Genomic DNA, 23120 nt, shown 5'->3' with positions numbered 1-23120 from the left:
CTACTTCTTCCCTTCCGTCTGCCGCGCAACGGCTTCCGCCGCGGCCTTGATCGCCTCGGGATCGCCGAGGAAGCGACGCGACACGGGCTTCAGGTTGTTGTCGAGTTCGTAGTGGATCGGCACCCCCGTCGGGATGTTGAACTCGATGATCTCCTCGTTCGACATGTTGTCGAGCATCTTCACGAGTGCACGCAGGCTGTTGCCATGCGCGACCACGAGCACGTTGCGGCCCGCTTTGAGCTCGGGAGCAAGCCGCGTGTTCCAGTAGGGCAGCACGCGATCGAGTGTCGTCTTCAGCGACTCGGTCGCGGGAAGTTCTTCGGGCTTCAGGCTCGCATAACGGCGTTCGAACCGCGGATGGCGCTTGTCGTCGAGCGTCAGGGCAGGAGGAGGGATGTCATAGCTGCGGCGCCAGATCTTCACCTGGTCCGCGCCATGCTTTTCGACTGTCTGCGCCTTGTTCAGACCCTGCAGAGCGCCGTAATGACGCTCATTGAGCCGCCAGCTGCGCTCGACTGGCAACCACATGAGATCCATCTCATCGAGGATGATCCACATGGTGCGGATCGCTCGCTTCAGCACTGAAGTGAACACGAGATCGAACTCGAAACCTTCGGCCTTGAGCAGCCTTCCTGCTTCGCGCGCCTCGCCACGTCCCTGATCGGTCAGGTCGACATCGACCCACCCCGTGAACAGATTTTCGAGATTCCAGGTGCTTTGTCCGTGACGGACGAGAACGAGTTTTCCAGGCATAAGGAGAAGCGGTTAGCGGTTGGCGGTTAGTTCAGAATTCGGAAAGCGGACGACCGGAGTGGATCCGCTCTCACTGCGGCTTTATACCAGATGAGCAAGCGGCGCGGCCCAATCGGGTTCGGCCCGGCTGATTGTCCGGGTCCGAACCAACCGCCAACCGCCAACCGCTAACCGCTGCTATTCCGCAATCGCCCTGACCGCCTGCAGTGCCACCGAAAGCGTCGCGAAATCCATCTGCGCCAGGGCCCGCATGTCGTTGACCGTGCTGCGAACGTGGGCGATGGCGGACTCGTTCTTTGCGAGCCACGAATCGACCAGGCCCGCGGGTGCCTTCGACGACTTGCCGAGGACCTGCAGGCAGAGCTTGCGTTGCAGATCGTAGATGTTGTCGCGCAGGGTCGAGCGGGCGACTGCCTGCCAGTGACCTTCGACGCCGAGCTTCTCGATCTGTTCGCGCACCCAGTCGAGGGACAGGGCGGTGCCGAGCCGGAAGTACACGGTCGCGGCGGATTCGATCGCGACGCCGGTTTGTTCCGAGATATCGACCAGGTCGGGGCCCGAGCGCAGCGCCGCCAGGCTCGCCATGCGCTTCGCAAGACCTTCCGGCACCTTCGCGCCGCGGTAGGCCTCGTGCTGGGTGTGGAAGCTGTGCAGGTCAGCACCTGACAGGACTTTGGGCAGCGCGTCGTCGAGCTTCGCGAGCCCGGCTCGCAGACGTCCGACCTGCTGCTCGATGTCGAGCGCGTTCGGATGCCGATGGAGCAGCCAGTACGTGCAGAAGCGCAGCAGGCGCGTCGTCTCGAACATCATCTCGTACTGCGTCTTCGCATCGATCTTCGCATCGAGCGTTTCGATCGCGCTCCAGGTCGAGCGCATGCCGAAGGACTCGCGTGCAATTGCATAAGCGCGGACGACGGAAGCGGCGCTCGTACCGGTGTCCTCCTGTGCGCGACGGGCGAAGCTAGCGCCCATGCGATTGACCATGCTGTTGGTCGTCGCAGTCGCGATGATCTCGCGGCGCAGGCGATGCTGGTTGAGGTACTTGCCCAGGCGTTGCTGCATTTTCGCCGGGAAGTAGCGGTCGAGCTCGTTGCCGAGATACGGGTCTTCGGGAACGTCCGAGTCGATCAGGCGCGTGTAGAGCGCCATCTTTGCGTACGCAATCACGATGGCGAGTTCCGGGCGCGTCAGTCCACGTTTCGCTTTGCGGCGGTCTTCGATTTCCTCCGCCATCGGCAGGAACTCGAGGCCCCGGTCGAGAAGACCTTGCAGCTCCAGCGAGCGGATCGTGTGCACATGCTCCAGCAGGTCCTTCGAGGCACGTGCCTGCATCATCGACAGCGCCTGGCTCTGCAGATAGTTGTCCCGCAGCACGAGGTGGGCGACTTCGTCGGTCATCGCGGCGAGCAGCTTGTTGCGCTTCGCGAGCGTGAGCCCGGCGCGCTTCGGCAGCGAGTTGAGCAGGATCTTGATGTTCACCTCGTGGTCCGAGCAGTCGACGCCCGCGGAGTTGTCGACGAAGTCGGTGTTGAGGCGCCCACCGTTCAGGGCGTACTCGACGCGACCGCGTTGCGAAAGGCCGAGGTTGCCGCCTTCGCCGATCACTTTACAGCGCAGGTCCTTGCCGTTGACGCGAACTGCGTCGTTCGCGCGGTCGCCGACATCGAGGTTTGTTTCGTCGGCGGACTTCACATACGTGCCGATACCGCCGTTCCACAGCAGATCCACCTGCATGCACAGGATGGCGCGGATCAATTCCTGCGGAGTGAGCGTGTCACGATCGAGCCCGAGCATCGTCTGCGCGGGTGTCGAAATGCGGATCGACTTTGCGCTGCGCGGGTAGATGCCGCCGCCTGCCGACAGCAGCTTGCGGTCGTAGTCTTCCCACGTCGAACGCGGCAGCTCGAACAGCCGCTTGCGCTCTGCAAACGTGGTCGCGGGGTTCGGATTCGGGTCGAGGAAGATGTGCTGGTGGTTGAAGGCCGCGACGAGCCGGATGTGGTGCGACTGGAGCATGCCGTTGCCGAACACGTCGCCCGCCATGTCGCCGATGCCGGCCACCGTGAAGCCATAGGATTGCGTGTCGATGCCGATCTCGCGGAAGTGACGCTTTACGCACTCCCAGGCGCCACGCGCGGTGATGCCCATCTTCTTGTGGTCGTAGCCCGCGGAACCGCCGGAAGCGAATGCATCGCCGAGCCAGAAGTTGTATTCGGCCGAGATGCGGTTGGCGATGTCGGAAAACGTTGCCGTTCCCTTGTCGGCGGCGACGACGAGATACGTGTCGTCCGGATCACGACGCACGACGCGCGGCGGCGGCGCGACCTTGCCATCGACGATGTTGTCCGTCACATCGAGAAGCGCACGGATGAACGTGCGATAGCACTCGACGCCTTCACGCTGCGTGTCCTCGCGGCTCGCATTCGCGGGCAGGCGCTTCGGTACGAAGCCGCCTTTCGCGCCGACCGGCACGATCAGCGTGTTCTTTACGTTCTGTGCCTTCATCAGGCCCAGGACTTCCGTGCGGAAGTCCTCGCGTCGATCCGACCAGCGCAAGCCGCCGCGTGCTACGGCGCCCATTCGCAGGTGCACGCCTTCGACGCGCGGTGAATAGACGAAGATTTCGAACGCGGGCCGCGGCTGCGGCAGGTCGGCGATGCTGCGTGGATCGAGCTTGAACGATACATACGATTTGTGCGTCTTCGCTTGCGGGTTCGCCGTATCGAACTGGTAGTGATTCGTCCGCAGCGTGGCCGCAATGGCGTTTGCGAACCGTCGCAGGATTCTGTCTTCGTCGAGGCTCGTGACCTTGTCGAGCTGTTTGGCGAGCTGCTTCTGCAGGCGCGACAGATCGGCATTGCGACGCGCCGCGGGATGTTCCGGATCGAACTGCGTCTCGAAGATCGATGACAGCGTCGAGGCAATCGTCGAGTTCGAAGCGAGCACACGCTCCATGTACGCCTGGCTGAACGTGATGCCGGCCTGGAGGAGGTAGCGGCAGTACGCGCGCAGGATCATCGCCTGACGCCAGGTCAGATTGGCTGCCACGATGAGACGGTTGAAACCGTCGTTCTCCGCCTGGTCGCTCCACGTTGCGATGAACGCATCCGTGAACCGCGTGCCCAACGCTGCGGGATCGATCTTGCGACCGTCGCGGCTCTGCATCTGGAAATCCTGCAGCCAGATTTCGCGATTGCGCGCGGGCGCGATGCGATAGGGCCGCTCGCTCAGCACCGTCAGTCCGAGATTCTCGAGAATCGGCAGTGCCTTCGAGAGCGGAATGGGCGCCGCTGAACGGAAGAGCCGCAGGTGAATCGTGGTGCCCTCGCCCGGAACCAGCCGCATCGCGATGCGATCGCCATCGCTCAGAACTTCATTGATCTGCGTGACGTCGGCCACCGCGGTTTCGGCGTTGACGTCTTCCTCGTAGGCCGCGGGGAAGGCGCTTTCGAGTCGATCCGCGAGTGCGAAGCCATCGATCTCGCCGTGGCGGGCTGCGAGCGCTTCGCGGAGCTGGTCGTCCCAGGTGCGCACGGCGGCGGCGATCTGCTGTTCGAGCGCATCGACATCGACGCGCGGTCCCCCGTCCGGCGGCAGACGCACGATCATATGCACGCGGGCCAGCGCGGATTCGGAGAGCTGGACCTGCGATTCGATCCCGGTCGCCTGCAATCGCTCACGGACGAGGGCTTCGATCTTGTTACGAACCTGCGTGCTGTAGCGGTCGCGCGGTACGAAGATCATGCCGGAGTAGAACCGGTCGAATGCATCCCGGCGCATGAACACGCGAACGCGATGGCGTTCGTACAGATTCACGATGCCGCGGACGATGCGGATCAGGTCGGCGACGCTGGCCTGGAACAGTTCGTCGCGAGGATAAGTTTCCACCACATGCATGACGGCCTTGCCGTCGTGGCTTGCAGGATCGAGGCCGAAGTGTTCGATCACGCGTTCGATCTTGTGGCGCAGCAGCGGAATTTCGCGCGGACTGCGGCTGTAGACGGTCGAAGTAAAAAGGCCGAGGAAGCGACGTTCGCCCGTGACCTTGCCCGACTTGTCGAAGGTCTTGATGCCGATGTAGTCGAGATAGGAAGCGCGATGCACGGTCGACACCGAGTTCGCCTTCGTGATCGTCAGCAGGTCGCGCTCGCGGGCGTGATCCCGCAGATGTCCGGTCAGGGTCGTCGGCGTCAGCTTCTGGTTGCGGCGCTGGCGCAGGATGCCGAGGCCGGTTTCGGGCAGCGGGACCAGCGTGTCTTCGCTGCGGCCGCGCTGGAGCTTGTATTCCCGGTACCCCAGGAACGTGAAGTGATTCGCCTCCATCCACTCGAGCAGGGCGGCGACTTCGCGTGCTTCGTTGGCAGGCACCGGTGTCGAGAGCGTGTCGATGTCCTTCGCGATTTCGAGCGCCTTCTGGAGCATCGCCTTCCAGTCCAGGACGGCGAAGCGTACGTCTTCGATGATGCGATGAAGCTTCTGTTCGAGCTCCTCGAGCCGGCGGGGATCGGCAATGCGATCGATCTCGATGTGCTGCCACGACTCCCGCTTGAACTTGCCCTCGGTCGTGGAGCCGTCATCGACGTCTGTCAGCCGTCCGCCGGCGTCGCGGCGAACGTCGATGATCGGGTGAATCATCAGCTGGATCGTGAGGCCGGCCTGGCTGAGCACCATCCCGATCGAATCGACCAGGAAGGGCATGTCCTCCACGACGACTTCGACGATCGTGTGCGTCGATGACCAGCCGTCGCGGGCCTGGTCGGCATTGAAGACCCGAACCGCTGCGCGGTCGCGCCGCCGGGTCGATGCGAAGCGCAGTTGTCCGAGCGCCACGGCCGCCAGGGCGGACTTCTCGTACTGCGCGAGGTCCTCTTCGGCGACGCCGCGGTAGTACTGACGGACGAAATCCGGCGCGCTGACGCGGTCGGATCGCTTCTGGAGACGCCGCGCCGATGCGGCAATCTGTTCGATGAGCTTCTTTCGGGCAGCGGGAATAGTGCCGTGCATGGAAGTAGGGGAGTAGTTGGAGTTGAACGATGATGTCGAGCAGGTGCGAACCGCCGCAATTCGTAGTCATCCCTCGCAGAATCCAGGTACCGGGCATCCTGCCCGGAACGGCCCGGCGCGGTCAGCCGGGCGACTGCAGATCGGCGATCACTGCCCCAAGGAAACGGCAGGCCTCGCCTCCGGTGATGCATCGATGATCGAAGGTCAGGGACAGCGGCAGCCGCGTATGGATCTCCGGACCGGTCTCGCCGGCGACGACGTCGCGCTGCAATCGGCCCGAACCCAGGATGGCGACTGTCGGCGGCACCACGAGCGGCGTTGCATAGCGTCCCGCCATGGTTCCGAAATTCGACAGCGTGAAGGTGTAGTCGCGCATCTGATCCGGAGCGACCGTACGGTTGTGCGTGCGCTCCTTGAGATCGTTGAGCGCCGCGCGCAATTGCTCCGGCGTCTGCGAGGCGACATCGCGCAACACCGGCACGATGAGGCCATCCGCAGTGTCCACCGCGATGGCCAGATGCAGCTGTGCCATGATCTTTCGCGACGGACCCGACGGATCGAACAAGGCATTCAAGCCGGGCTCGGAGCGCACACCCGCAGCGATGGCGCGGATGACGCGAACGGTGATGTCCGCGCGACCGTGCCACGACTGGATATCGGCGTCGTCGAAGATCGTGCACATCGCGATCTGGTCTCGCGAAAGCGACATGCTGGCGGACATGGCTTTGCGTGCCCCGCGAAGACGATCCGCGTCTGTGAGACCCGGTACGACGGGCGCGCTCGAAGCGCCACCTGAGACGTTCGCGCGAGCGAGTACGTCGTCGACGCTGATCAGGCCGTGACGGCCGGTTGCCTTGCACGTGTTGAGATCGATGCCAAGTCGCTTCGCGAGCATCCGGACGGCGGGCGCTGCGCGCACACGTCCGGGAGCGGCAGCGCCCCGCGAGCGACGCACGATGGCGCGGTCGACGAATTCCTGATCGCTGGAGGCCATATGGCCGACGACCATTCCCTGGCCCGCGGCCGGTGAGTGACCGGTGACGGGTGACGGGCCGGAACCTGCGGGGAGGTCGAATTCGACGAGCGGCTTGCCCGTCTTCACGGTGTCGCCGACTTTCGCATGGAGACGCACGATCTTGCCGGAGTAGGGGCTCGGTACTTCGACGACTGCCTTCGCCGTTTCGACGGACAGCATCGGCTGATCGAGCTGGACCTGATCGCCTTCCTTCACATGCCAGGAAACGATTTCCGCTTCCGGAAGACCTTCGCCGAGATCGGGGAGATTGAAAGTGTGCTGGTTCATTCGATCACTTCTTTCACCGCATCGACGATGCGGACAACGCTCGGAATGAATTCGTTCTCGAGCCGGTACAGCGGTACGACGGTGTCGTAGCCGGTGACGCGCTTGATCGGTGCGACCAGGTCGAACAAGCCATGCTCGGCGACGATCGCCGCGACTTCCGCCCCGACGGCGCAGTTGCGTGCCGCTTCGTGAACGATCACGAGCCGGCCAGTTCTCGCGACGGATTCGAGGATTGTCTCTGAATCGATCGGGCTGATCGTGGCGAGATCGATGACTTCGGCACTGATGCCTCGAGCAGCGAGCTGCTCCGCTGCCTGCAGTACATCCACCGTCATCGCGCCCCAGGTCACGATCGTCACGTCTTCGCCTTCGCGCAGCACATAGCAGACGTCGAGGGGCAATGCGGCGCCATCATCGGCGATGTCCTGTTTGACGTACCGGTAGATGCGGGTCGGTTCGAGGAACACGACGGGATCCGGTTCGCGGATTGCCGCCAGCAACAGTCCATAAGCACGCGCGGGAGAGGAGGGGCACACAACACGGATGCCGGGAACATGGGCCAGCATCGACTCGACCGCTTCGGAGTGATGTTCCGGTGCGTGAATGCCGCCGCCATGAGGCATGCGCATCACGACCGGGCAGCTCATGCGGCCGCGCGTGCGATGACGCAGACGGCTCATGTGATTCACGATCTGATCGATCGCCGGGTAGACGAAACCCATGAACTGGATTTCGGCGACGGGTTTGAGTCCCTGCGCTGCCATGCCGACGCACATGCCGGCAATCATGTTCTCCGCGAGCGGCGTGTCCTGCACGCGATCGCTGCCGAAGCGTTCCATCAATCCAGCCGTCGCGCGGAACACGCCGCCGCTGCGGCCGACGTCTTCGCCGAGCACGACCACGCTTGGGTCGTGCGCGAGCTCCCACGCCTGCGCCATCGCAATGGCTTCGATCATCGTTATTCTTGGCATGGACGAATCGGCCTAGTGCGAAGGCCGGCCTGTACCGGCATAGCGTCGCGCCATCTCTTTCTGCGCTTCTATATAAGGAGGTGGATTGGCGAACAGGTGATCGAACATCGCGTCCGTCGATTGCTTCGATGTCGCGAGATATTCCTGCACCGCTGCTTCGACTTCTTGTGCGAACTGCGCCTTCAGCGCCTGCTCGCGTGCTTCATCCAGTGCACCGCGCGCAACGAGAAGCTTGCGCAGCCGGATCATGGGCTCGTGTTCCCACGCGGCCGCGACTTCGCTCTCGGCGCGATAGCGCGACGCGTCGTCCGCCGTCGTGTGATCGCTCAGGCGATAGCTCATTGCCTCGATCACGGTCGGGCCGCCGCCGCTTCGCGCCTTCGCGAGCGCGCGGTCGACGCAGTCGCGTACTGCGATCACATCATTGCCATCGACCTGGACGCCGGGAATACCGGCCGCGATGGCCTTCTGCGCGAGTGTCTCGGCTGCCGTCTGCTCTTCGATCGGTACCGAGATCGCCCACTTGTTGTTGACGATCATGAACACGACGGGCAACTGGCGAGCGCCGGCGAGATTGATCGCCTCGTAAAAGGAACCTTCGGAAGTGCCGCCGTCGCCGATGTAGGCGAGGGCACAGCGCGGTTCCTTGCGGACCTTGAATGCCATCGCGGCGCCAGCGGCGTGCAACGTCTGCGTCGCAATCGGAACACACCAGGGGAAATCGTGCGCTGGGCCGTGGAAGTCATTGCCGCGCTCATCGCCGCCCCAGTAGAGCAGCACGTCGGTCATGCGCACGCCGCGCCAGAAGAGGGTACCGATCTCACGGTAGACGATGGACAGGCAGTCCTCGGGGCGCATCGCGGCGCCGACGCCGACGTGCGTCGCTTCCTGCCCCAGGCAGGGTGCATAGGTGCCGAGCTTGCCCGTGCGCTGAAGATTGATAGCTTTGGCGTCGAAGGTGCGTGCACGCAGCATGGCCGCGTACATCTTCAGCAGTTCGGCATTGTCGGCTGCAAACGCCGGCAACTCGCCCGTGACATTGCCCTGCGCGTCGAGGTACTGCAGGTACTCAATCCGGAACTCCGCCACCGTTCTCACCCGGCGCTCTCCTTCAAGGCCAAGTCGAAGCCGCGAGATTATAGCCAAGTCGACTGGGGTTTATCCGGTGGAGAAGGTGGCGAGCCGGAACGTCGCCGGCAGCGTGGCTATCTTCGAGTCTCCGCTGCAGTCTGCGAAGTGCTTCGCAGACCACGCGCCGCGCGGCCGGGATGACGATCATTTCATCTGCTGCGCACGTTCGAGCAGGACCGACAGCAACCGATCGAGCGAGCGTCGCTCGGTGGCTGACAGCGCGGACATCAACCGCTGCTCGTAGCCCAGCGCGAGCGGGGCCACGCGCGTGTATACAGATTGCCCTGCGGCGGAGAGTCTGAGCACGCTGCGTCGTCGATCCACCTTGTCGTACGAGCGCACGAGACGCTTCGAGGCGAGGAGACTTTGCACGGCACGGCTCACGGCGACCTTGTCCATCGCCGAACGCTCGGCGACGTCGACCGCCGAGAGGTCGGGGTAGCGCGCCAACACGGCGAGGACGCGCCACTCCGGGATGGACAGGTCGAACTCGCGCGCATACGCGCGCGCGATGTTCATGCTCACTGTGTTGCTTAGCACGGAGAGTCGATAGGGGATGAAGCGATCGAGATGGAGCCGGTCGCTTCGCGGGCTCGGCGAGGTCTTGTTTTTACGCATGAGTGCCGGCTGTGGGCCGCCTCGTACGGCGGCAATGGTTGCAATTGTAACTACTTGCTGCAATATCGCCCGCATCGTTCACGTGCGCGCGTTGACTCGGTATGCAATGTCGCGCTGCAATGCCAGGTGACACCCAATGAATGCGAAATCGAAAACTGCCGGCAGTCCCGGCGAGTTCACTTTCGAAAATCCCATGGGCACGGACGGATTCGAGTTCGTCGAATACACGGCGCCCGATCCCGAGTTGCTGCGCACTTTGTTCGAACGCCTGGGATTTCCGGCGGTAGCGCGGCATCGCAGCAAGAACGTCACGCTGCATCGTCAGGGCGACATCAACTTCATCATCAACGCGGAAGCAGGCAGCTTCGGTCAGCGTTTCGCGCAGGCGCACGGACCGTCGGCCTGCGCGATGGCGTTTCGCGTGAAGGATGCGTCTGCCGCATTCCGTCGCTGCGTCGAGCTCGGTGCGAAGCCCGTCGAAACCCGTGTGGGCCCAATGGAGCTGCAGATTCCCGCTATCGAAGGGATCGGCGGCAGTCTCATCTATCTCGTCGATCGCTACGGCGAACGCACGATCTATGACGTCGACTTCGTGCCGGTCGCATCGGCGGCTTCGCAGCGGTCCCCGGGCCTCACTTACATCGACCATCTCACGCACAACGTCGCGCGCGGCAATATGAACAAGTGGGCAGGCTTCTACGAGCGCCTGTTCAATTTCCGCGAGATCCGCTACTTCGACATCGAAGGCAAGAAGACCGGTCTCTTCAGTCGCGCGATGACGAGCCCGTGCGGCAAGATCCGCATTCCGATCAATGAATCGCAGGACGACAAGTCGCAGATCGAAGAATATCTGCGCGAGTACCAGGGCGAAGGTATCCAGCACATCGCGCTCGGTACGGACGACATCTATTCGACCGTCGATGTGCTGCGCAACCAGGGCGTGCAGTTCCAGGACTCGCCGGATACCTACTATGAAGGTGTAAATGCGCGCGTGCAGGGTCACCGCGAGAAGCTGGAAGAACTGCAGTCGCGCCGCATCCTGATCGACGGGAATCCCGCGAACAACGAAGGCGTGCTGCTGCAGATCTTCACCCAGAACGTCATCGGCCCGATCTTCTTCGAGATCATTCAGCGCAAGGGCAACGACGGCTTCGGCGAGGGCAACTTCAAGGCGCTGTTCGAATCGATCGAGCTCGATCAGATGCGCCGCGGAGTGATCTGAGACGGGTTGTCGCTCCCGCGCACGCGGGAGTCCATCCTTCTCGACAAGATGGATCCCCGCTTGCGGGGGGTTGACCTCAGCTTACTGCGGCGGCTCCGACCCCGGATTCGCATCCTCCATCGGATACGTCGTCAGCGAGCCTTCGTCGGCGGCGCGAGGTGCGGGGGTGTTCGTCGGAGCCGGTGAATTCGCCGGTGCCGCGGTGCTGGCGACAGGCGAACCCGCAGCGCGCTGAACGGCGGCGATGAAGTCCTGGCCGGTCGATGGCGCGGAAGGGGCATCCGCCCGGATGATGTCGCTGGCCAGCACGCTCGGCTTGCCGTAGTAAGCCTCATTCGATCGCTGATCGATCGTCAGAGCGGAGCCATCGAGCGCTACGCCTGCGAACAGGCCGCTGGCGCGCGAGTACGAATACACCTGTGCCGTCAGGCCGATGTCGGTAGCCGCGGAGCTTTGCCGCCCGACGGGGCCCGCCGCGACCGATGCATCCGCACCCAGCGTGATCTTGCCGCCCACGATGCCTTCGATGCTCTTGCGCGACGTGAAGACGAGCACGACGTCCGTCGACTGCACGCCCACCTGAAATCCAAAACTGCCGCCCGTGAGATTCACGAAGACCGGATTGCTCCACGCTCCGCTGTCACGACGCACGATCATCACGCCCTTGCCGCGGCGACCGCCGATACCCAGGCCGACCTTGATGACGTCCGGCACCACCGCGATGGCATAAGCACGCTGCAGCAGCCAGGTCGGGATGTTCTGCTCGGGCATCCCCATGAGCTCATCGAGCACTTGCGTGGATGTGAGAAGCCGCGCGTCCTGTCGCTCGCCTGCGACCGACGCCGCGCTGAAAGCCAAAGCTGTCGCCAGAATCAGAAGCCGGCTCAGGAAGGATTGCGCTCGCATCGTTGCTTGACACCTCTTTGTCGGAGTGCGGGAAGCGGCACTCCACTAACGTGGGATCCGCGGGCCCTGTTCCCACGTGATGTAGGGATCGGGCTCATGAAGTGGGACTGTAGCAGATACGAAACGTTCAGCGCGCTCTGCAGTACCTGCATCCGCTGTGAGCCTTCTTCGTGCGAACGAGGCTCTTAGTTGTTTCGCGTGTCTCGAACCGTCGTAGTGCTCGGCTCCATCGTGATCAGGAGCTGTCGCAGTTTGTCGGGCTCGCCTCGCTCCGTGTAGAAGCGGGTGACGCGATCGCGCGCTTTCTGTCGCGTGGTCTTGTCGGCGCTGTTCTCGGTCGAGAGCTCGCGATAGCCCATGAGCAAATACTTCTCCGCATCCTGGATGTGCCCCTCGCGATAGAGCGCTTCGCCCAGTGCACTCGCCGAGCGGGCAGCGCGCCACGCGGGGGCATCGGTACGACGCCAGCGATTCATCGATGCGGTGAGCACGGCTTCCGCGTCGCTCAGCTGGTTGGTCGCGAGCAGGACTTCGCCGAGCACATATTCGGCGGCGGCGACGTACTGGTGATCAGGCGGCAGAGTGCGTCCGTACAGATCGAGTGCAGCTCGCAGCGGAGCCTCGGCCTCGGCGTAGCGTCCCTGTCGCGAGAGGATCTGGGCCAGCGACGTCTGCAGATAGCCCGTCATATAGAAGTTGTCGCCGCGCGCTTCCTTGTTGATGGCGATGGCATCGCGTGTCAGTTGCTCGGCGTCTTTCAGATTGTTCTGCGCCAGGCGCACCTGGGCCAGCGAATCCAGCGAATCGGCCACCTGGCTGCTGTTGGGGCCATACAGCACGCGCTGCATGTTGATGGCGCCTTCGTACAACGTGCCGGCTTCCGTTGTCTGTCCCTTCAGCAGCAGCACGCCTGCGAGCCGGATGCTCGCCATCACGCTGTCCGGATGTTGCGGGTGCACGAGCTCGCGATAGATGCTCAGGGCTTCGCGGGCTGCGGCTTCAGCGCCGTCGAGGTCGTCGCGCCACGACAGGATGTTGGCCATTTCGAGCAGGATCTCGCCGACGTCCTGGTTGCGCGGGCCGAGCGCCTGGCGGGTGATGCGCAGTGCATCGCTGAAGTGCTTCTGCGCGGCATCCACGTTGCTGCGGAACATCTCCAGCCTTCCGAGATCGACCAGCAGGCGCGACTGCACGAGAGGGTTTTCGCTGCCGGATTGTTGCGCGATGCGCAGCGCATCCTGGAAGGCACGGTCCGATTCGGCGAAGCGGCCGGCGTTGCGCAGTGCAATCGCGAGCTCGGTGAAGAGCTGACCGGTCTGCGCCGTTTCGGCGACGCCGGCCTGTCGACGTACGCGCAGTGATTCCTGGAGGAACGTAACAGCTCGCTCCGGCTGGCTCTGGCGCCGGTAAGCGCGCCCGATAGCCTCGAGCAGTCGTGCCCTGACTTCGGGCTGCTCGTTCAGTTCGCTTTGAATCGTACCGGCGGCGCGGTCGAGGAGCTGGCTGGCTGTCAGCACTTCGCCGTTGTTCTCGAAGGGATCGGCAGCAGTGAAGACGCGCAGCATGAAGTCCGATACGCGCTCGGCGCGCTCGCTTTCTGCCGTGGCGCGATCGCGTTCCTCCGCGATGTGCTGACGCTGGACCGACATGACGATGCCGAATGTCGCAAGGAACAGGATGAACACGCTGGCGGCGGCGACGGCGAGCGAATTACGACGGGCGAACCGCTGCGAGTAATAGATCCAGTTACCTTGCCGCGCCTGTACCGGTTCGTTGTTCAGGAACCGGCGGATGTCTTCGGCGAACTGTTCGACCGAGCCGTAACGACTGTTCGGTTCCTTGCGCAGAGCGCGCATGACGATCGCATCGAGATCGCCTTCGAGGCGGTGGGCGAGGCGCTCCGGCGTCAGGTGCCGGCAATTGGCGATATCGACGAGTGAACTCTGCGCGGCGCTGTCGCCGGCATCGATGACCCTCCGCACCGCCGAGCTGGGACGCAGGGGATCGGAGACGCAGATCAATCCCTCGAGCTGAAGCTGCGTGGCCTGGGCAGGCACGACATACGGCCGCAGACCCGTCAGCAGCTCATAGAGAACCACGCCGAGTCCGTACACGTCGCTCGACGTCGTTACGGTGCGGCCGAGGATCTGTTCAGGGCTGGCGTATTCCGGTGTCAGCAACCGGTCGCTCAGCCGGGTAAGGGCGAGCGTTGCGCCAGCGCTGCCGGCGTCGAGGAGCTTGGCCACGCCGAAGTCGAGCAGTTTCGGATCGCCGCCGGCCGTGACGAGGATGTTCGCGGGCTTCAGGTCGCGGTGGACGACCAGGTTCTGGTGGGCGTACTGGACGGCCGCGCAGATCTGGATGAAGAGCTCGAGCCGCCCCCGCAGGTCCAGCCGGACCTTGGGATCGTCGCAGAAGCGATCGAGCGGCTGGCCATGGACGTACTCCATGACCAGGTAGGGCCGGCCGTCGTCGATTTCACCCGCATCGAGCAGTCGCGCGATGTTCGGATGGTTGAGGCTCGCCAGGATCTGGCGTTCCGCCCGGACGCGCTGGCCGAGCGTGTCGTAGACGGCGGCGCCGTCCACGATCTTGATGGCCACCTGCGCGGAATACTGCCGGTCGGCGCGCTCGCCCAGGTAGACGGTGCCCGTGCCGCCGTGGCCGATGACCTGCTTCAGGCGGTAGTTCGCGACGACCTTGCCCACCAGTTGGCGGCGGCGGTCGCGCGAAGTGATGTTCAGAGCCGCGCCCAGGGCGTGCGTCAGAGGGGAGGTGTGGTCACCCGGATCGTACTTGAGCAGTTCCAGCAGCTCGGTGCGCAGCTCCGGGTCGTCCGGAACCTCGCGCTCCACGAAGGCCGGCCATTCCCCGGGCGGCAGGGCGATCGCCGTTTCGAACAGATGCTGCAGCCGGTCCCAGCGCTCGGAAATGGAGCGGTTCTCGCCGGTCTTCTCGCTGGGTGGGGTGTCGCCGTTCACTGGCCCTTCGGCGGCGGAGTTCATCCCTGAGCTCATGTTCATACGCCCTCGGGATCCCTGGGGCGTTGCGGCCGGATCTGCCGCAGAATCCAGGCCTTGGCCAGGCGCAGGTCGCGGTCGATGGTGGCTTCCGAGACCTTCAGGGTCTCGGCGAGCTCCTGGTAAGTCAGGCCGCCGAAGTAGTGCAGTTCGACGATCTCGGACAGCCGCAGGTTGTGGGTCGCCAGGCGCTGAAGGGCCTCATCGATCTCCAGCACGTCGATGTCGCCGGAGGTAACCGGACCCATTCCCATGGATTCGGTCATCGGCAGCTCGTCGATCATCCCGGTGGTCGTCGTATTCGTGCCCCCGCGCTTGCTTCGATAGCGGGCCTTGGCGTGGTCGACCAGGATCCGGCGCATCTGGCGGGCGGCGACAGCAAAGAAGTGAGCCCGGTCCTGCCAGGAAATGTTCATTTCCACGAGCTTGACGAAGGCTTCGTGGACGACCGCGGTGGCCTGGAGGGTATGCCCGGCCCGCTCGTTCTTCATGTAGCGGCGGGCACGATCGCGCAGCTCCTCATAAATGAGCGGCGTCAGCCGCTCGAGGGCGAGCGCGTCCCCGGACTGCCAGGCAGACAGAAGGCGGGTCACCGCCTCTTGCCGGTCGGTCTGGGGAATCGCCGCTGCGATCGTATTGCTCAGAAAAAGCTCCGCTGTCCCGTAGATCCGGGTAAGTCCGGATACCCACCCCGGAATTTAAATGAATTGGCCGGCGATGTGGGCTCCCGAACGCGATTCTGGCATGGCTGGCCGTCGGACGACTGCGTGCTGGTGCCCGCAATGCGTCTACGACGAACCCTCACCCGGCCGTTTGCCCTCTGTAAGGGATTTCCCCCGCATACTCATCCGCCATGCGCTGATTGTTGGCCAATTTGTCCTAATGTCCAGTAGCGCGTGTGATGGGGATCACACAGGCACGTCGCTTATGCCGTTGAACCGACAACTGACGTCGGACGGTTTATTTACATATTCCATTTGTACTCTCTCTCACTTTTCCACGGGGTTTTCAGTCATGCGCAATGCAATCGTCGCTTCCTTCGTTCTTGCTGCTCTCGCCGCTTCGGCTCAGGCCACGGCAGACGGCGTGGTCGATGTGAAGCGTCCTCAGTTCGCTGATGCAGTCGACGTGAAGCGTCCGCAGCTCACGGACGTCGTCGACATCAAGCGCCCGCAGCTTGCTGATGCCGTTGATGTGAAGCGTCCCCAGTTCGCCGATGTCGTCGACATCAAGCGCCCGCAGCTTGCCGATGCAGTCGATGTGAAGCGTCCGCAACTCGCCGATGCCGTCGATGTGAAGCGTCCGCAGCTTGCCGATGCAGTCGACGTGAAGCGTCCGCAGTTTGCCGATGCAGTCGATGTGAAGCGCCCGCAGCTTGCTGATGCAGTCGACGTGAAGCGTCCCCAGTTTGCTGACGCGGTTGATGTGAAGCGTCCGCAGCTCACCGATGCCGTGGACGTGAAGCGTCCGCAGCTCGTCTGAAAAATCGGCCAAAACGAATCTGACCAGCAAAGAATTTGACGGAGAAGATCATCATGAAGACTCGAATCGCTATCGGTGCGGCACTCCTCCTCACGCTCGGCACGGCAGTGGCCGGTTCCATGCTCTACGGCCAGGCGAGCGCGCAGGCGGTCGTCGAGGCAGCACCCGCGATGCAGGGTGAGGCAACGCCGGAGATGATCGCGATGTGGAAGGCCACGGCGACCAGCACGGACTACATCGCACCGCGCGTTCCTCTCTGAACCGCCGAAGGCGTGCAGCGCCGATTACCCCGGTCGCGCTGCACGCCTCTCGTTGTCTGTAGACACAGACAACGAGCTGAAGTGTGCGCGGAGTCACATGTCGTCGCAGATTTGCGCCGCCGGGATCACATTTCGTTCGTTGACATATTTGCACGCCGTTTGGCACCCTAACTCGCGCGTTTGATGGCGGCGAAACCGCCTCATCGCAAAGGCAAACTCACCGAAAGGTGAGGACGCAAAGCCACCGGTCTACGGGGACTTCCTAGGACAGCGGGGTTGCCAGCGTTTCGGCGAGCCCGTTCATCGGGGTTTACCGGGCCGACTGTCCTTCCTCTGCGTCTGCGGCGTTCCGCCCTCCGTGGTCAGCGTATTCGGCTGCAACCATTCACTGCGATCGGCGTACCTCAGTTCGATGCTGCATCAGACTTCGATTCGTGATGTTCCGCGGCGCTCGCTGCGATGCACGCTCGTGGAGCGCGTCCTGCGCGCTGTCTGCGTTGCGGCAATTCTGTCGGCGCCGGTTGGTGCCCATGCCGAAGGGCTCGTGGGTCAGCCTGCACCGGATTTCGCGCTGCGCTCGCTGGGCGATGCCAACCTGCGGCTGTCCGAGCACCTCGGCGACGTGATCATCATCAATTTCTGGGCGACCTGGTGCGGACCGTGCCGGCAGGAGATGCCGTTGCTCGATGAGATCTACAACAAGTACAAGCTCGCGGGCCTCACGCTGCTCAGCATCAATATCGACGACACGTCCGAGCGCGCGACCGAGATGGCGCGAACGCTGAAGGTCACTTATCCGGTGCTTTTCGACGAGCGCAAGGAAGTCAGCCGCGCCTACGAAGTCGGATCGATGCCGGTCACCGTGCTGATCGATCGCGAAGGCGTCGTGCGCTACGTCTCCGAAGGCTTCAAGCCCGGCTACGAGAAGCGCTATACCGAACAGCTGCGCAAGCTCCTCAACGACGAGTGAGCCGGCGCCCCAACGCATGAACGCAATTCATTCCATTTTCGCCGACCGCATGAACCGGGTACGCACCATGTTTCGTCACGCCTTCCTGTCGCTGCTGACATTCTTCGTGCTCGCGACTCCGCTGACGGCGCAGGAGGCCACGGCGCCAGCTGTTGCCGCGGCCGATCCGGCCGCGGGCGGCGACTTCAAGAGCCTCGATCAGGAAGTGCAGTCCCTGAAGAAGGAAGTGCTGGATCTCAATCGCGAGCTCTTCGTGCTCGAAGAAGAACTGCTGTTCCCCGCGAACACGCAGGTCGCCGTGTTCGTGTCGATGGACGTCGGCGAGTACTTCGCGGTCGACTCGGTGACGCTGAAGCTCGACAACAAGGAAGTCGCGAACTACCTCTACACCGAGCGTGAAGCGCAGGCCCTGCTGAAGGGCGGCGTGCATCGCGTGTTCGTCGGCAACCTCAAGTCCGGTGATCACGAGCTCATTGCGCTGTTCACCGGGCAGGGCCCGCATGTGCGCGACTATCGTCGCGGGGCGACGATCAAGCTGAACAAGGGTGTCGGCGCGAAGTACGTCGAGCTGAAGATCAGTGACCGGGCTTCGAAGGCGCAGCCCGAGTTCGTCATCAAGGAATGGGAATGACGCAGTGGCCCCTGGCTCCAAAGCCCACGGCCCCCAAGTCACCGGTGTGCTGATGCCGAATTGCCTGCGCCATCGTCTCGCATCCGTCCTCGTCGCCGCGGCGCTGACCGCCGTTGCGGCTTCGCCCGCGATCGCGGGCGAGAAGCAGACGGAGGAGAAGCCCCTCGTCGGTACGCCACAAGTCGTGAAGGATCTGCACTGGGGCGACGTGCTGTTCTATTTCTACCAGGGCGACTACGTGCAGTCGCTCACGCGGCTGGGCGCTTCGCAGGATTTCGATCGCATCGGCAATCACACGGTCGAGGCCGAACTGCTCAAAGGCGGTTTGTACCTGTCGCTGGGCCAGCACGAAGAAGCCGGCCGCATCTTCAAGGCCTTGCTGAACGACAATGTGCCGCTCGACGTCCGCAACCGCGCGTGGTTCTACCTGGCGAAGGTCTGGTACCAGCGCGACTATCTCGAGCAGGCCGCGGACGCGCTTGCTTCGATTCATGGCGCGCTGCCCGGTGAGCTCGAGCCTGAGCGTCACCTGTTGCACGCACAGGTGCTGATGTACCTCGATCGCTACGACGAAGCCATCGCCGCTCTCGAGCGCTGGCAGCCGGTGGGTGATCGTTCCGACGCATGGTCCGCGTATGCCCGCTTCAACATCGGCGTTGCGCTGGTCCGGAAAGATCGGCTCGACGATGCGGCCAAGCTGCTCGATGAAGTGGGGCAGATCTCGGCGCCGACCGACGAACTCGCGGCGCTGCGCGACAAGGCGAACCTCGCACTCGGTTTTGCATGGCTGAAGGCGAATCGTCCGGCCGACGCGAAAACCGTGCTGCAGCGGGTCCGCCTCGAAGGTCCGCAATCGAACAAGGCGCTGCTCGGTGTCGGCTGGGCCGACTCGGCGGAGAAGCAGTTCACGAAGGCGCTGGTTCCCTGGATGGAGCTGCGTGACCGCAACATGCTCGATGCGGCTGTGCAGGAATCCTATCTCGCGATCCCATATGCCTACGCACAGCTCGAAGCCAATCGCCAGGCCGTCGAACAGTACACGCTCGCGGTGAACGCGTTCGGCGACGAAGCTGCGCGCATCGATCAATCGATCGCCGCGATTCGCAGCGGTCGCCTGCTGGACGCGATTGCCGAGAACGACAAGGCTGATCAGGCCGGCTGGTTCTGGCAGCTGCAGGAACTGCCGGACGCGCCCGAAACGCGCTACCTCTACCACCTGCTGGCAACGAACGAGTTCCAGGAAGGCCTGAAGAACTATCGCGACCTGCGGCTCATGCAGCGCAATCTCGCGACATGGCAGCTCAGCATCACGGCGTTCGACGACATGGTCGACAACCGGCGCGAAGCATTCGCGCAGCGGCTGCCGCAGTTGCAGCAGACGCTCGACACCGTCGATCTCGATGCGCTCGATTCACGGCGTACCGAGCTCGAATCCCGCCTGGCGGCGATCGAGCGCGAAGGTGATGCAGCCGGTCTCGCGAGCAGTCGCGAGCTCGAACAGTGGGACAAAGTGCAGCGAATCGAGAAGGTGCTGGCGCAGGCCGATCCTTCCGATCCGATGGTTCAGGAGATGCGCGAGAAAGTGCGTCTGCTGCGCGGCCGTCTCACGTGGGATTTCTCGTCGAGCCATAAGGCGCGCCTGTGGAAGGCTCGCAAGGAACTGCGTGAGCTCGACGTCGCGTACAAGGAAGCACGCCGTCGCTGGGTGCTGATCGAGCGGGCTCGTGAAGAGTACCCCGCGCGGACTGAAGCGTTCGCCAAGCGCGTCGAGGCACTGCGTCCTCGCATCGATGGCCTCATGGCCCGTCTTGGCGCGACCGCTGATGCCCAGAATCAATACCTCGCATCGGTAGCGGTGCGCGAGCTCGAATCGCAGAAGGAGCGGCTGGCGGCGTACTCGCTGCAGGCGCGCTTCGCGTTGGCGTCGATCTACGATCGCGCCGCTTCCGGCACGAGCAGCACGAACGTGCCCGCGGAGTCGTCGGGTAGCCAGGGAGGTGCGCAATGAAGGCGCGCAATACCCTGGCATCCGCACTCGTCGCCGGAGCCGTTGCACTGGCGCTCGGTGCTTCGCCGGTCTACTCGGCGGAAAAGAAGCCGAAGCCGACCGGCACGATCAAGGATCTCGAGACGCGTCAGATCCAGATCGACAAGGATCCGCCGACGAACGTCCAGCCACAGCAGGCGATCGAGCAGTACAAGCGCTTCCTCGAGCTGCAGTCCGATAACGAGAAGATGCGCGCGGAAGCGATGCGTCGTCTCGGTGACCTGCAGGTCGAAGTCGACGAAGCGGCGCGTGCCGCCGGTGGCGACGACTTCAATGGCCTCGAGAACAAGGAAGCGATCAAGTTGTACGAATCGCTGCTCGCTGCGTATCCGAAGTACGAACGCAACGATGCCGTGATGTACCAGCTGTCGCGTGCATACGAGTCGGAGGCGCAACCGGAGAAAGCGCTGGCCGTTCTCGACAAGATGGTCACGAACTATCCGAACAGCAAGTGGGCCACCGAAGCCCAGTTCCGTCGCGGCGAAATTCTGTTCAGCGCGGCTCGCTACAAGGATTCCGAACGCGCGTACGCAGCTGTCGTCGCCGCGGGACCCGAGAGCGGCTACTACGACCAGGGCCTCTACAAGCATGGCTGGTCGCTGTTCAAGCAGGGCCGGGGCGAGGAGAGCGTTGGTTCGTTCCTGAAAGTCATCGACCGCGTGCTCACCCGCGACGGCAAGCTCCGCGAGCGCGATTCGCTCCAGCGGCCCGAGCGCGAGTTGACGGACGATGCATTCCGCGCCGTGGCGATCACGTTCTACGACATCGACGGACCCGCGTCCCTCGATGCGTTCCTGAAGCAGCGCGGTGATCCCGTCTACGCACACCTGCTCTACGAGAGTCTCGGCAATCTTTACATCGAGAAGGAACGTTATCAGGACGCGGCGCTCGCGTTCGAAGCGTTCGCGAAACGTCGCCCGGACGATCGCTTTGCGCCGTCGTTGCAGATGCGCACGATCGAGGCGTACCAGAAGGGCGGCTTCGCCTCGCTGGTGCTGGAAGGCAAGCAGGCTTTCGTGGAGCGCTACGCGTTCGGCTCCGCGTTCTGGGCGAACCGCACTGTGCAGGACGCACCGGAAGTCGCCGCGCAGCTGAAAGCCAACCAGAAAGATCTGGCCGAGTACTACCACGCGCAGGCGCAGAAATCGAAGAAGCCCGAGGACTACTCAGTTGCGGCGCGCTGGTATCGCGCGATGCTCGATTCGTTCCCGCAGGATGCAGAGGCACCCGCCACGCGCTACCTGCTGGGTGAAGTGCTGTTCGAATCCGGGCGCTTCGCGGAAGCGGCGAAGGAATACGAGCGCACGGCGTACGACTACCCGGCGCACGCGAAGTCTGCTGCCGCGGGTTATGCGGCGCTGGTCGCTTACACGAAGCACGAAGCGACGATCACCGGTGAATCGAAGGCTCTGTGGCATCGCCAGGGCATCGAAAGCCAGGTCATGTTCGCGACGAGCTTCCCTGAGCATCCCGAATCAGCCCGCGTGCTGACGAAGGCGGACCAGGAGCTGTTCGCGCTGAACGATTTCGATCGCGTGATCGAAGTGTCGCAGCAGATCCTCGAGCGCAAGCCTCCGGTCAGCACCCAGTTCCAGCGCACGGCGTCGACGCTGCTCGCGCATTCGTTGTTCGATCGTGGCCGGTTCGCGGAATCGGAGCTTGCCTACATCCGTGTGCAGGGCTTCCTGCCCGCGAATGATCCGGATCGTCCTGCGATCGAGGAGCGTATCGCAGCGTCGGTCTACAAGCAGGCCGAAGCCAAGCAGACCGCGGGCGATGCGACTGGTGCGGTCGACGACTTCCTGCGTGTAGCGGTTCTCGCGCCGAACGCAAAGGTCAGCGCGAATGCCGAATACGACGCGGCGAGCATCCTGCTGAACAACAAGCAGTGGGATCGCGCCTCGCAGGTGCTCGAGAGCTTCCGCCGGAAGTATCCGGGGCATCAGCTCAATCCCGATGTGACTCGCTCGCTCGCAGTCGCGTATCTCGAAACGGGCCGCGCCGGCGAATCGGCTGCCGAGTTCGAGCGCATCGCGGGACGCACCGAAGAGCCGGCGGACGTTCGTCGCGAAGCGCTGTGGCAGTCGGCAACCCTGTACGAGAAGGCGGGCTCGCAGGCTAATGCCGCGCGTGTTTATGCCAACTATGTCAAGCAATTCCCATCGCCGCTCGATCCGGCGCAGAACGCACGTCAGCGTCTGGCCGATATGGCCAAGGCGCAGAACGACGTGCGGGTACGGTCGCAGTGGATCAACGAGATCATCGTGGCCGATAAGTCCGCGGGTGCGGCACGCACGGATCGCAGCAAGTACCTCGCGGCGAAGGCGACGCTCGAGACGGCTGAGCCCCAGGTCGCCATGTTTACCTCGATCAAGCTCGTGGTGCCGCTCGACAAGTCTCTCAAGGCGAAGCGTGGCGCAATGGAGAAGGTGCTGGCGACGTATGGACAGGCACTCGACTACGGCGTGGCGGAAGTCACGACCGCGTCGAACTACGGCATGGCTGAGCTCTATCGTCAGCTCGCGGCCGACCTGATGACGTCGGAGCGGCCGAAAGGTCTCGACGAAGAATCGCGAGAACAGTACGACGTGCTGCTCGAAGAACAGGCTTTCCCGTTCGAAGAGAAGGCGATCGAGCTGCATGAAACGAATGCCGCCCGCACGGGCGACGGTGTCTACGACGAGTGGGTGCAGCGCAGCTTCGATGTGCTCGCGAAACTCAAGCCGGCACGCTACGCGAAGGCTGAGATTGGTGAAGAGTATGTTCAGGCGATTCGCTGAAGCTGTGAGCTGTGAGCAGCGA

16 protein-coding genes and 1 riboswitch are annotated in these 23120 nt (G+C 63.5%); of the genes, 7 read left to right on the top strand and 9 right to left on the bottom strand.

The genetic code is table 11. From position 1 onward, the window contains the following. The 6 genes from gpmA to HNQ60_RS24460 all read right to left on the bottom strand — a co-directional run bounded on the left by gpmA (position 1) and on the right by HNQ60_RS24460 (position 9780). Positions 1-753 carry a 2,3-diphosphoglycerate-dependent phosphoglycerate mutase gene (gene gpmA, locus HNQ60_RS24485; protein WP_184335406.1) on the bottom strand — a complete coding sequence of 251 codons (753 nt, stop codon included), beginning with the start codon at positions 751-753 and terminating at the stop codon, positions 1-3. Positions 754-930: 177 nt separating this feature from the next. Next, positions 931-5757 carry an NAD-glutamate dehydrogenase gene (locus tag HNQ60_RS24480; RefSeq protein WP_184335405.1) on the bottom strand — a complete coding sequence of 1609 codons (4827 nt, stop codon included), beginning with the start codon at positions 5755-5757 and terminating at the stop codon, positions 931-933. Positions 5758-5878: 121 nt separating this feature from the next. Beyond that, on the bottom strand, positions 5879-7060 hold the full coding sequence (locus HNQ60_RS24475; RefSeq protein WP_184335404.1) for a dihydrolipoamide acetyltransferase family protein: 1182 nt from the start codon (positions 7058-7060) through the stop codon (positions 5879-5881). Beyond that, a complete protein-coding gene (locus HNQ60_RS24470) occupies positions 7057-8031 on the bottom strand; it encodes an alpha-ketoacid dehydrogenase subunit beta (protein WP_184335403.1) in 975 nt (324 codons plus the stop codon). Before HNQ60_RS24470 ends, HNQ60_RS24475 begins: the two co-directional genes overlap by 4 nt. Before the next feature lie 12 nt (positions 8032-8043). Next, complete coding sequence (pdhA, locus tag HNQ60_RS24465) at positions 8044-9129, bottom strand: pyruvate dehydrogenase (acetyl-transferring) E1 component subunit alpha (protein ID WP_184335402.1); 1086 nt, start codon at positions 9127-9129, stop codon at positions 8044-8046. A gap of 177 nt (positions 9130-9306) precedes the next feature. Further along, a complete protein-coding gene (locus HNQ60_RS24460; protein WP_184335401.1) occupies positions 9307-9780 on the bottom strand; it encodes a MarR family winged helix-turn-helix transcriptional regulator in 474 nt (157 codons plus the stop codon). 136 nt (positions 9781-9916) lie between these two features. Between HNQ60_RS24460 and hppD the strand changes: the two genes are divergently transcribed. Next, a complete protein-coding gene (hppD, locus tag HNQ60_RS24455; protein WP_184335400.1) occupies positions 9917-11002 on the top strand; it encodes a 4-hydroxyphenylpyruvate dioxygenase in 1086 nt (361 codons plus the stop codon). Between the two features lie 81 nt (positions 11003-11083). On the opposite strand, the gene HNQ60_RS24450 is transcribed toward hppD, so the two are convergent. The 3 genes from HNQ60_RS24450 to HNQ60_RS24440 all read right to left on the bottom strand — a co-directional run bounded on the left by HNQ60_RS24450 (position 11084) and on the right by HNQ60_RS24440 (position 15521). Next, a complete protein-coding gene (locus HNQ60_RS24450; protein ID WP_184335399.1) occupies positions 11084-11908 on the bottom strand; it encodes a lipid-binding SYLF domain-containing protein in 825 nt (274 codons plus the stop codon). A gap of 185 nt (positions 11909-12093) precedes the next feature. Further along, a complete protein-coding gene (locus HNQ60_RS24445) occupies positions 12094-14913 on the bottom strand; it encodes a protein kinase domain-containing protein (protein WP_184335398.1) in 2820 nt (939 codons plus the stop codon). A gap of 14 nt (positions 14914-14927) precedes the next feature. Continuing rightward, the gene (locus tag HNQ60_RS24440) at positions 14928-15521 is read right to left on the bottom strand and encodes an ECF-type sigma factor (protein ID WP_221304423.1); all 594 of its coding nucleotides are present in this window, start codon (positions 15519-15521) and stop codon (positions 14928-14930) included. A gap of 421 nt (positions 15522-15942) precedes the next feature. On the opposite strand from HNQ60_RS24440, the gene HNQ60_RS24435 reads away from it, so the two are divergent. The 6 genes from HNQ60_RS24435 to HNQ60_RS24410 all read left to right on the top strand — a co-directional run bounded on the left by HNQ60_RS24435 (position 15943) and on the right by HNQ60_RS24410 (position 23098). Then, the gene (locus HNQ60_RS24435; protein WP_184335397.1) at positions 15943-16410 is read left to right on the top strand and encodes a hypothetical protein; all 468 of its coding nucleotides are present in this window, start codon (positions 15943-15945) and stop codon (positions 16408-16410) included. Positions 16411-16463: 53 nt separating this feature from the next. Further along, positions 16464-16670 carry a hypothetical protein gene (locus HNQ60_RS24430; protein ID WP_184335396.1) on the top strand — a complete coding sequence of 69 codons (207 nt, stop codon included), beginning with the start codon at positions 16464-16466 and terminating at the stop codon, positions 16668-16670. 200 nt (positions 16671-16870) lie between these two features. Next, positions 16871-16954, top strand: a riboswitch (cyclic di-GMP riboswitch). Between the two features lie 128 nt (positions 16955-17082). Beyond that, entirely contained in the window at positions 17083-17640 is a 558-nt protein-coding gene (locus HNQ60_RS24425) for a TlpA family protein disulfide reductase (RefSeq protein WP_184335395.1), read from the top strand. A gap of 16 nt (positions 17641-17656) precedes the next feature. After that, complete coding sequence (locus HNQ60_RS24420) at positions 17657-18271, top strand: hypothetical protein (protein WP_221304422.1); 615 nt, start codon at positions 17657-17659, stop codon at positions 18269-18271. A 4-nt stretch (positions 18272-18275) separates the two neighbouring features. Continuing rightward, positions 18276-20279 (top strand): tetratricopeptide repeat protein, encoded by a 2004-nt coding sequence (locus tag HNQ60_RS24415; RefSeq protein ID WP_184335394.1) that lies wholly within the window; start codon positions 18276-18278, stop codon positions 20277-20279. Further along, positions 20276-23098, top strand: coding sequence for a tetratricopeptide repeat protein (locus HNQ60_RS24410; protein WP_184335393.1), 2823 nt, complete (start codon positions 20276-20278; stop codon positions 23096-23098). Before HNQ60_RS24415 ends, HNQ60_RS24410 begins: the two co-directional genes overlap by 4 nt. The last annotated feature ends 22 nt before the right edge of the window (positions 23099-23120 follow it).

Source organism: Povalibacter uvarum, assembly GCF_014202975.1.
GTDB lineage: Bacteria > Pseudomonadota > Gammaproteobacteria > Steroidobacterales > Steroidobacteraceae > Steroidobacter > Steroidobacter uvarum.
This window is presented reverse-complemented; position numbering and strand designations above follow the sequence as displayed.

Bases quoted from the DNA above. Each gene is read 5' to 3' on its own strand.
- HNQ60_RS24480 (WP_184335405.1), bottom strand. From the start codon at position 5,757: ATGCACGGCACTATTCCCGCTGCCCGAAAGAAGCTCATCGAACAGATT.
- HNQ60_RS24435 (WP_184335397.1), top strand. From the start codon at position 15,943: ATGCGCAATGCAATCGTCGCTTCCTTCGTTCTTGCTGCTCTCGCCGCT.
- HNQ60_RS24475 (WP_184335404.1), bottom strand. From the start codon at position 7,060: ATGAACCAGCACACTTTCAATCTCCCCGATCTCGGCGAAGGTCTTCCG.
- HNQ60_RS24420 (WP_221304422.1), top strand. From the start codon at position 17,657: ATGAACGCAATTCATTCCATTTTCGCCGACCGCATGAACCGGGTACGC.
- HNQ60_RS24445 (WP_184335398.1), bottom strand. From the start codon at position 14,913: ATGAACTCCGCCGCCGAAGGGCCAGTGAACGGCGACACCCCACCCAGC.
- hppD (WP_184335400.1), top strand. From the start codon at position 9,917: ATGAATGCGAAATCGAAAACTGCCGGCAGTCCCGGCGAGTTCACTTTC.
- gpmA (WP_184335406.1), bottom strand. From the start codon at position 753: ATGCCTGGAAAACTCGTTCTCGTCCGTCACGGACAAAGCACCTGGAAT.
- HNQ60_RS24430 (WP_184335396.1), top strand. From the start codon at position 16,464: ATGAAGACTCGAATCGCTATCGGTGCGGCACTCCTCCTCACGCTCGGC.
- HNQ60_RS24450 (WP_184335399.1), bottom strand. From the start codon at position 11,908: ATGCGAGCGCAATCCTTCCTGAGCCGGCTTCTGATTCTGGCGACAGCT.
- HNQ60_RS24410 (WP_184335393.1), top strand. From the start codon at position 20,276: ATGAAGGCGCGCAATACCCTGGCATCCGCACTCGTCGCCGGAGCCGTT.
- HNQ60_RS24425 (WP_184335395.1), top strand. From the start codon at position 17,083: ATGCTGCATCAGACTTCGATTCGTGATGTTCCGCGGCGCTCGCTGCGA.
- HNQ60_RS24460 (WP_184335401.1), bottom strand. From the start codon at position 9,780: ATGCGTAAAAACAAGACCTCGCCGAGCCCGCGAAGCGACCGGCTCCAT.
- HNQ60_RS24470 (WP_184335403.1), bottom strand. From the start codon at position 8,031: ATGCCAAGAATAACGATGATCGAAGCCATTGCGATGGCGCAGGCGTGG.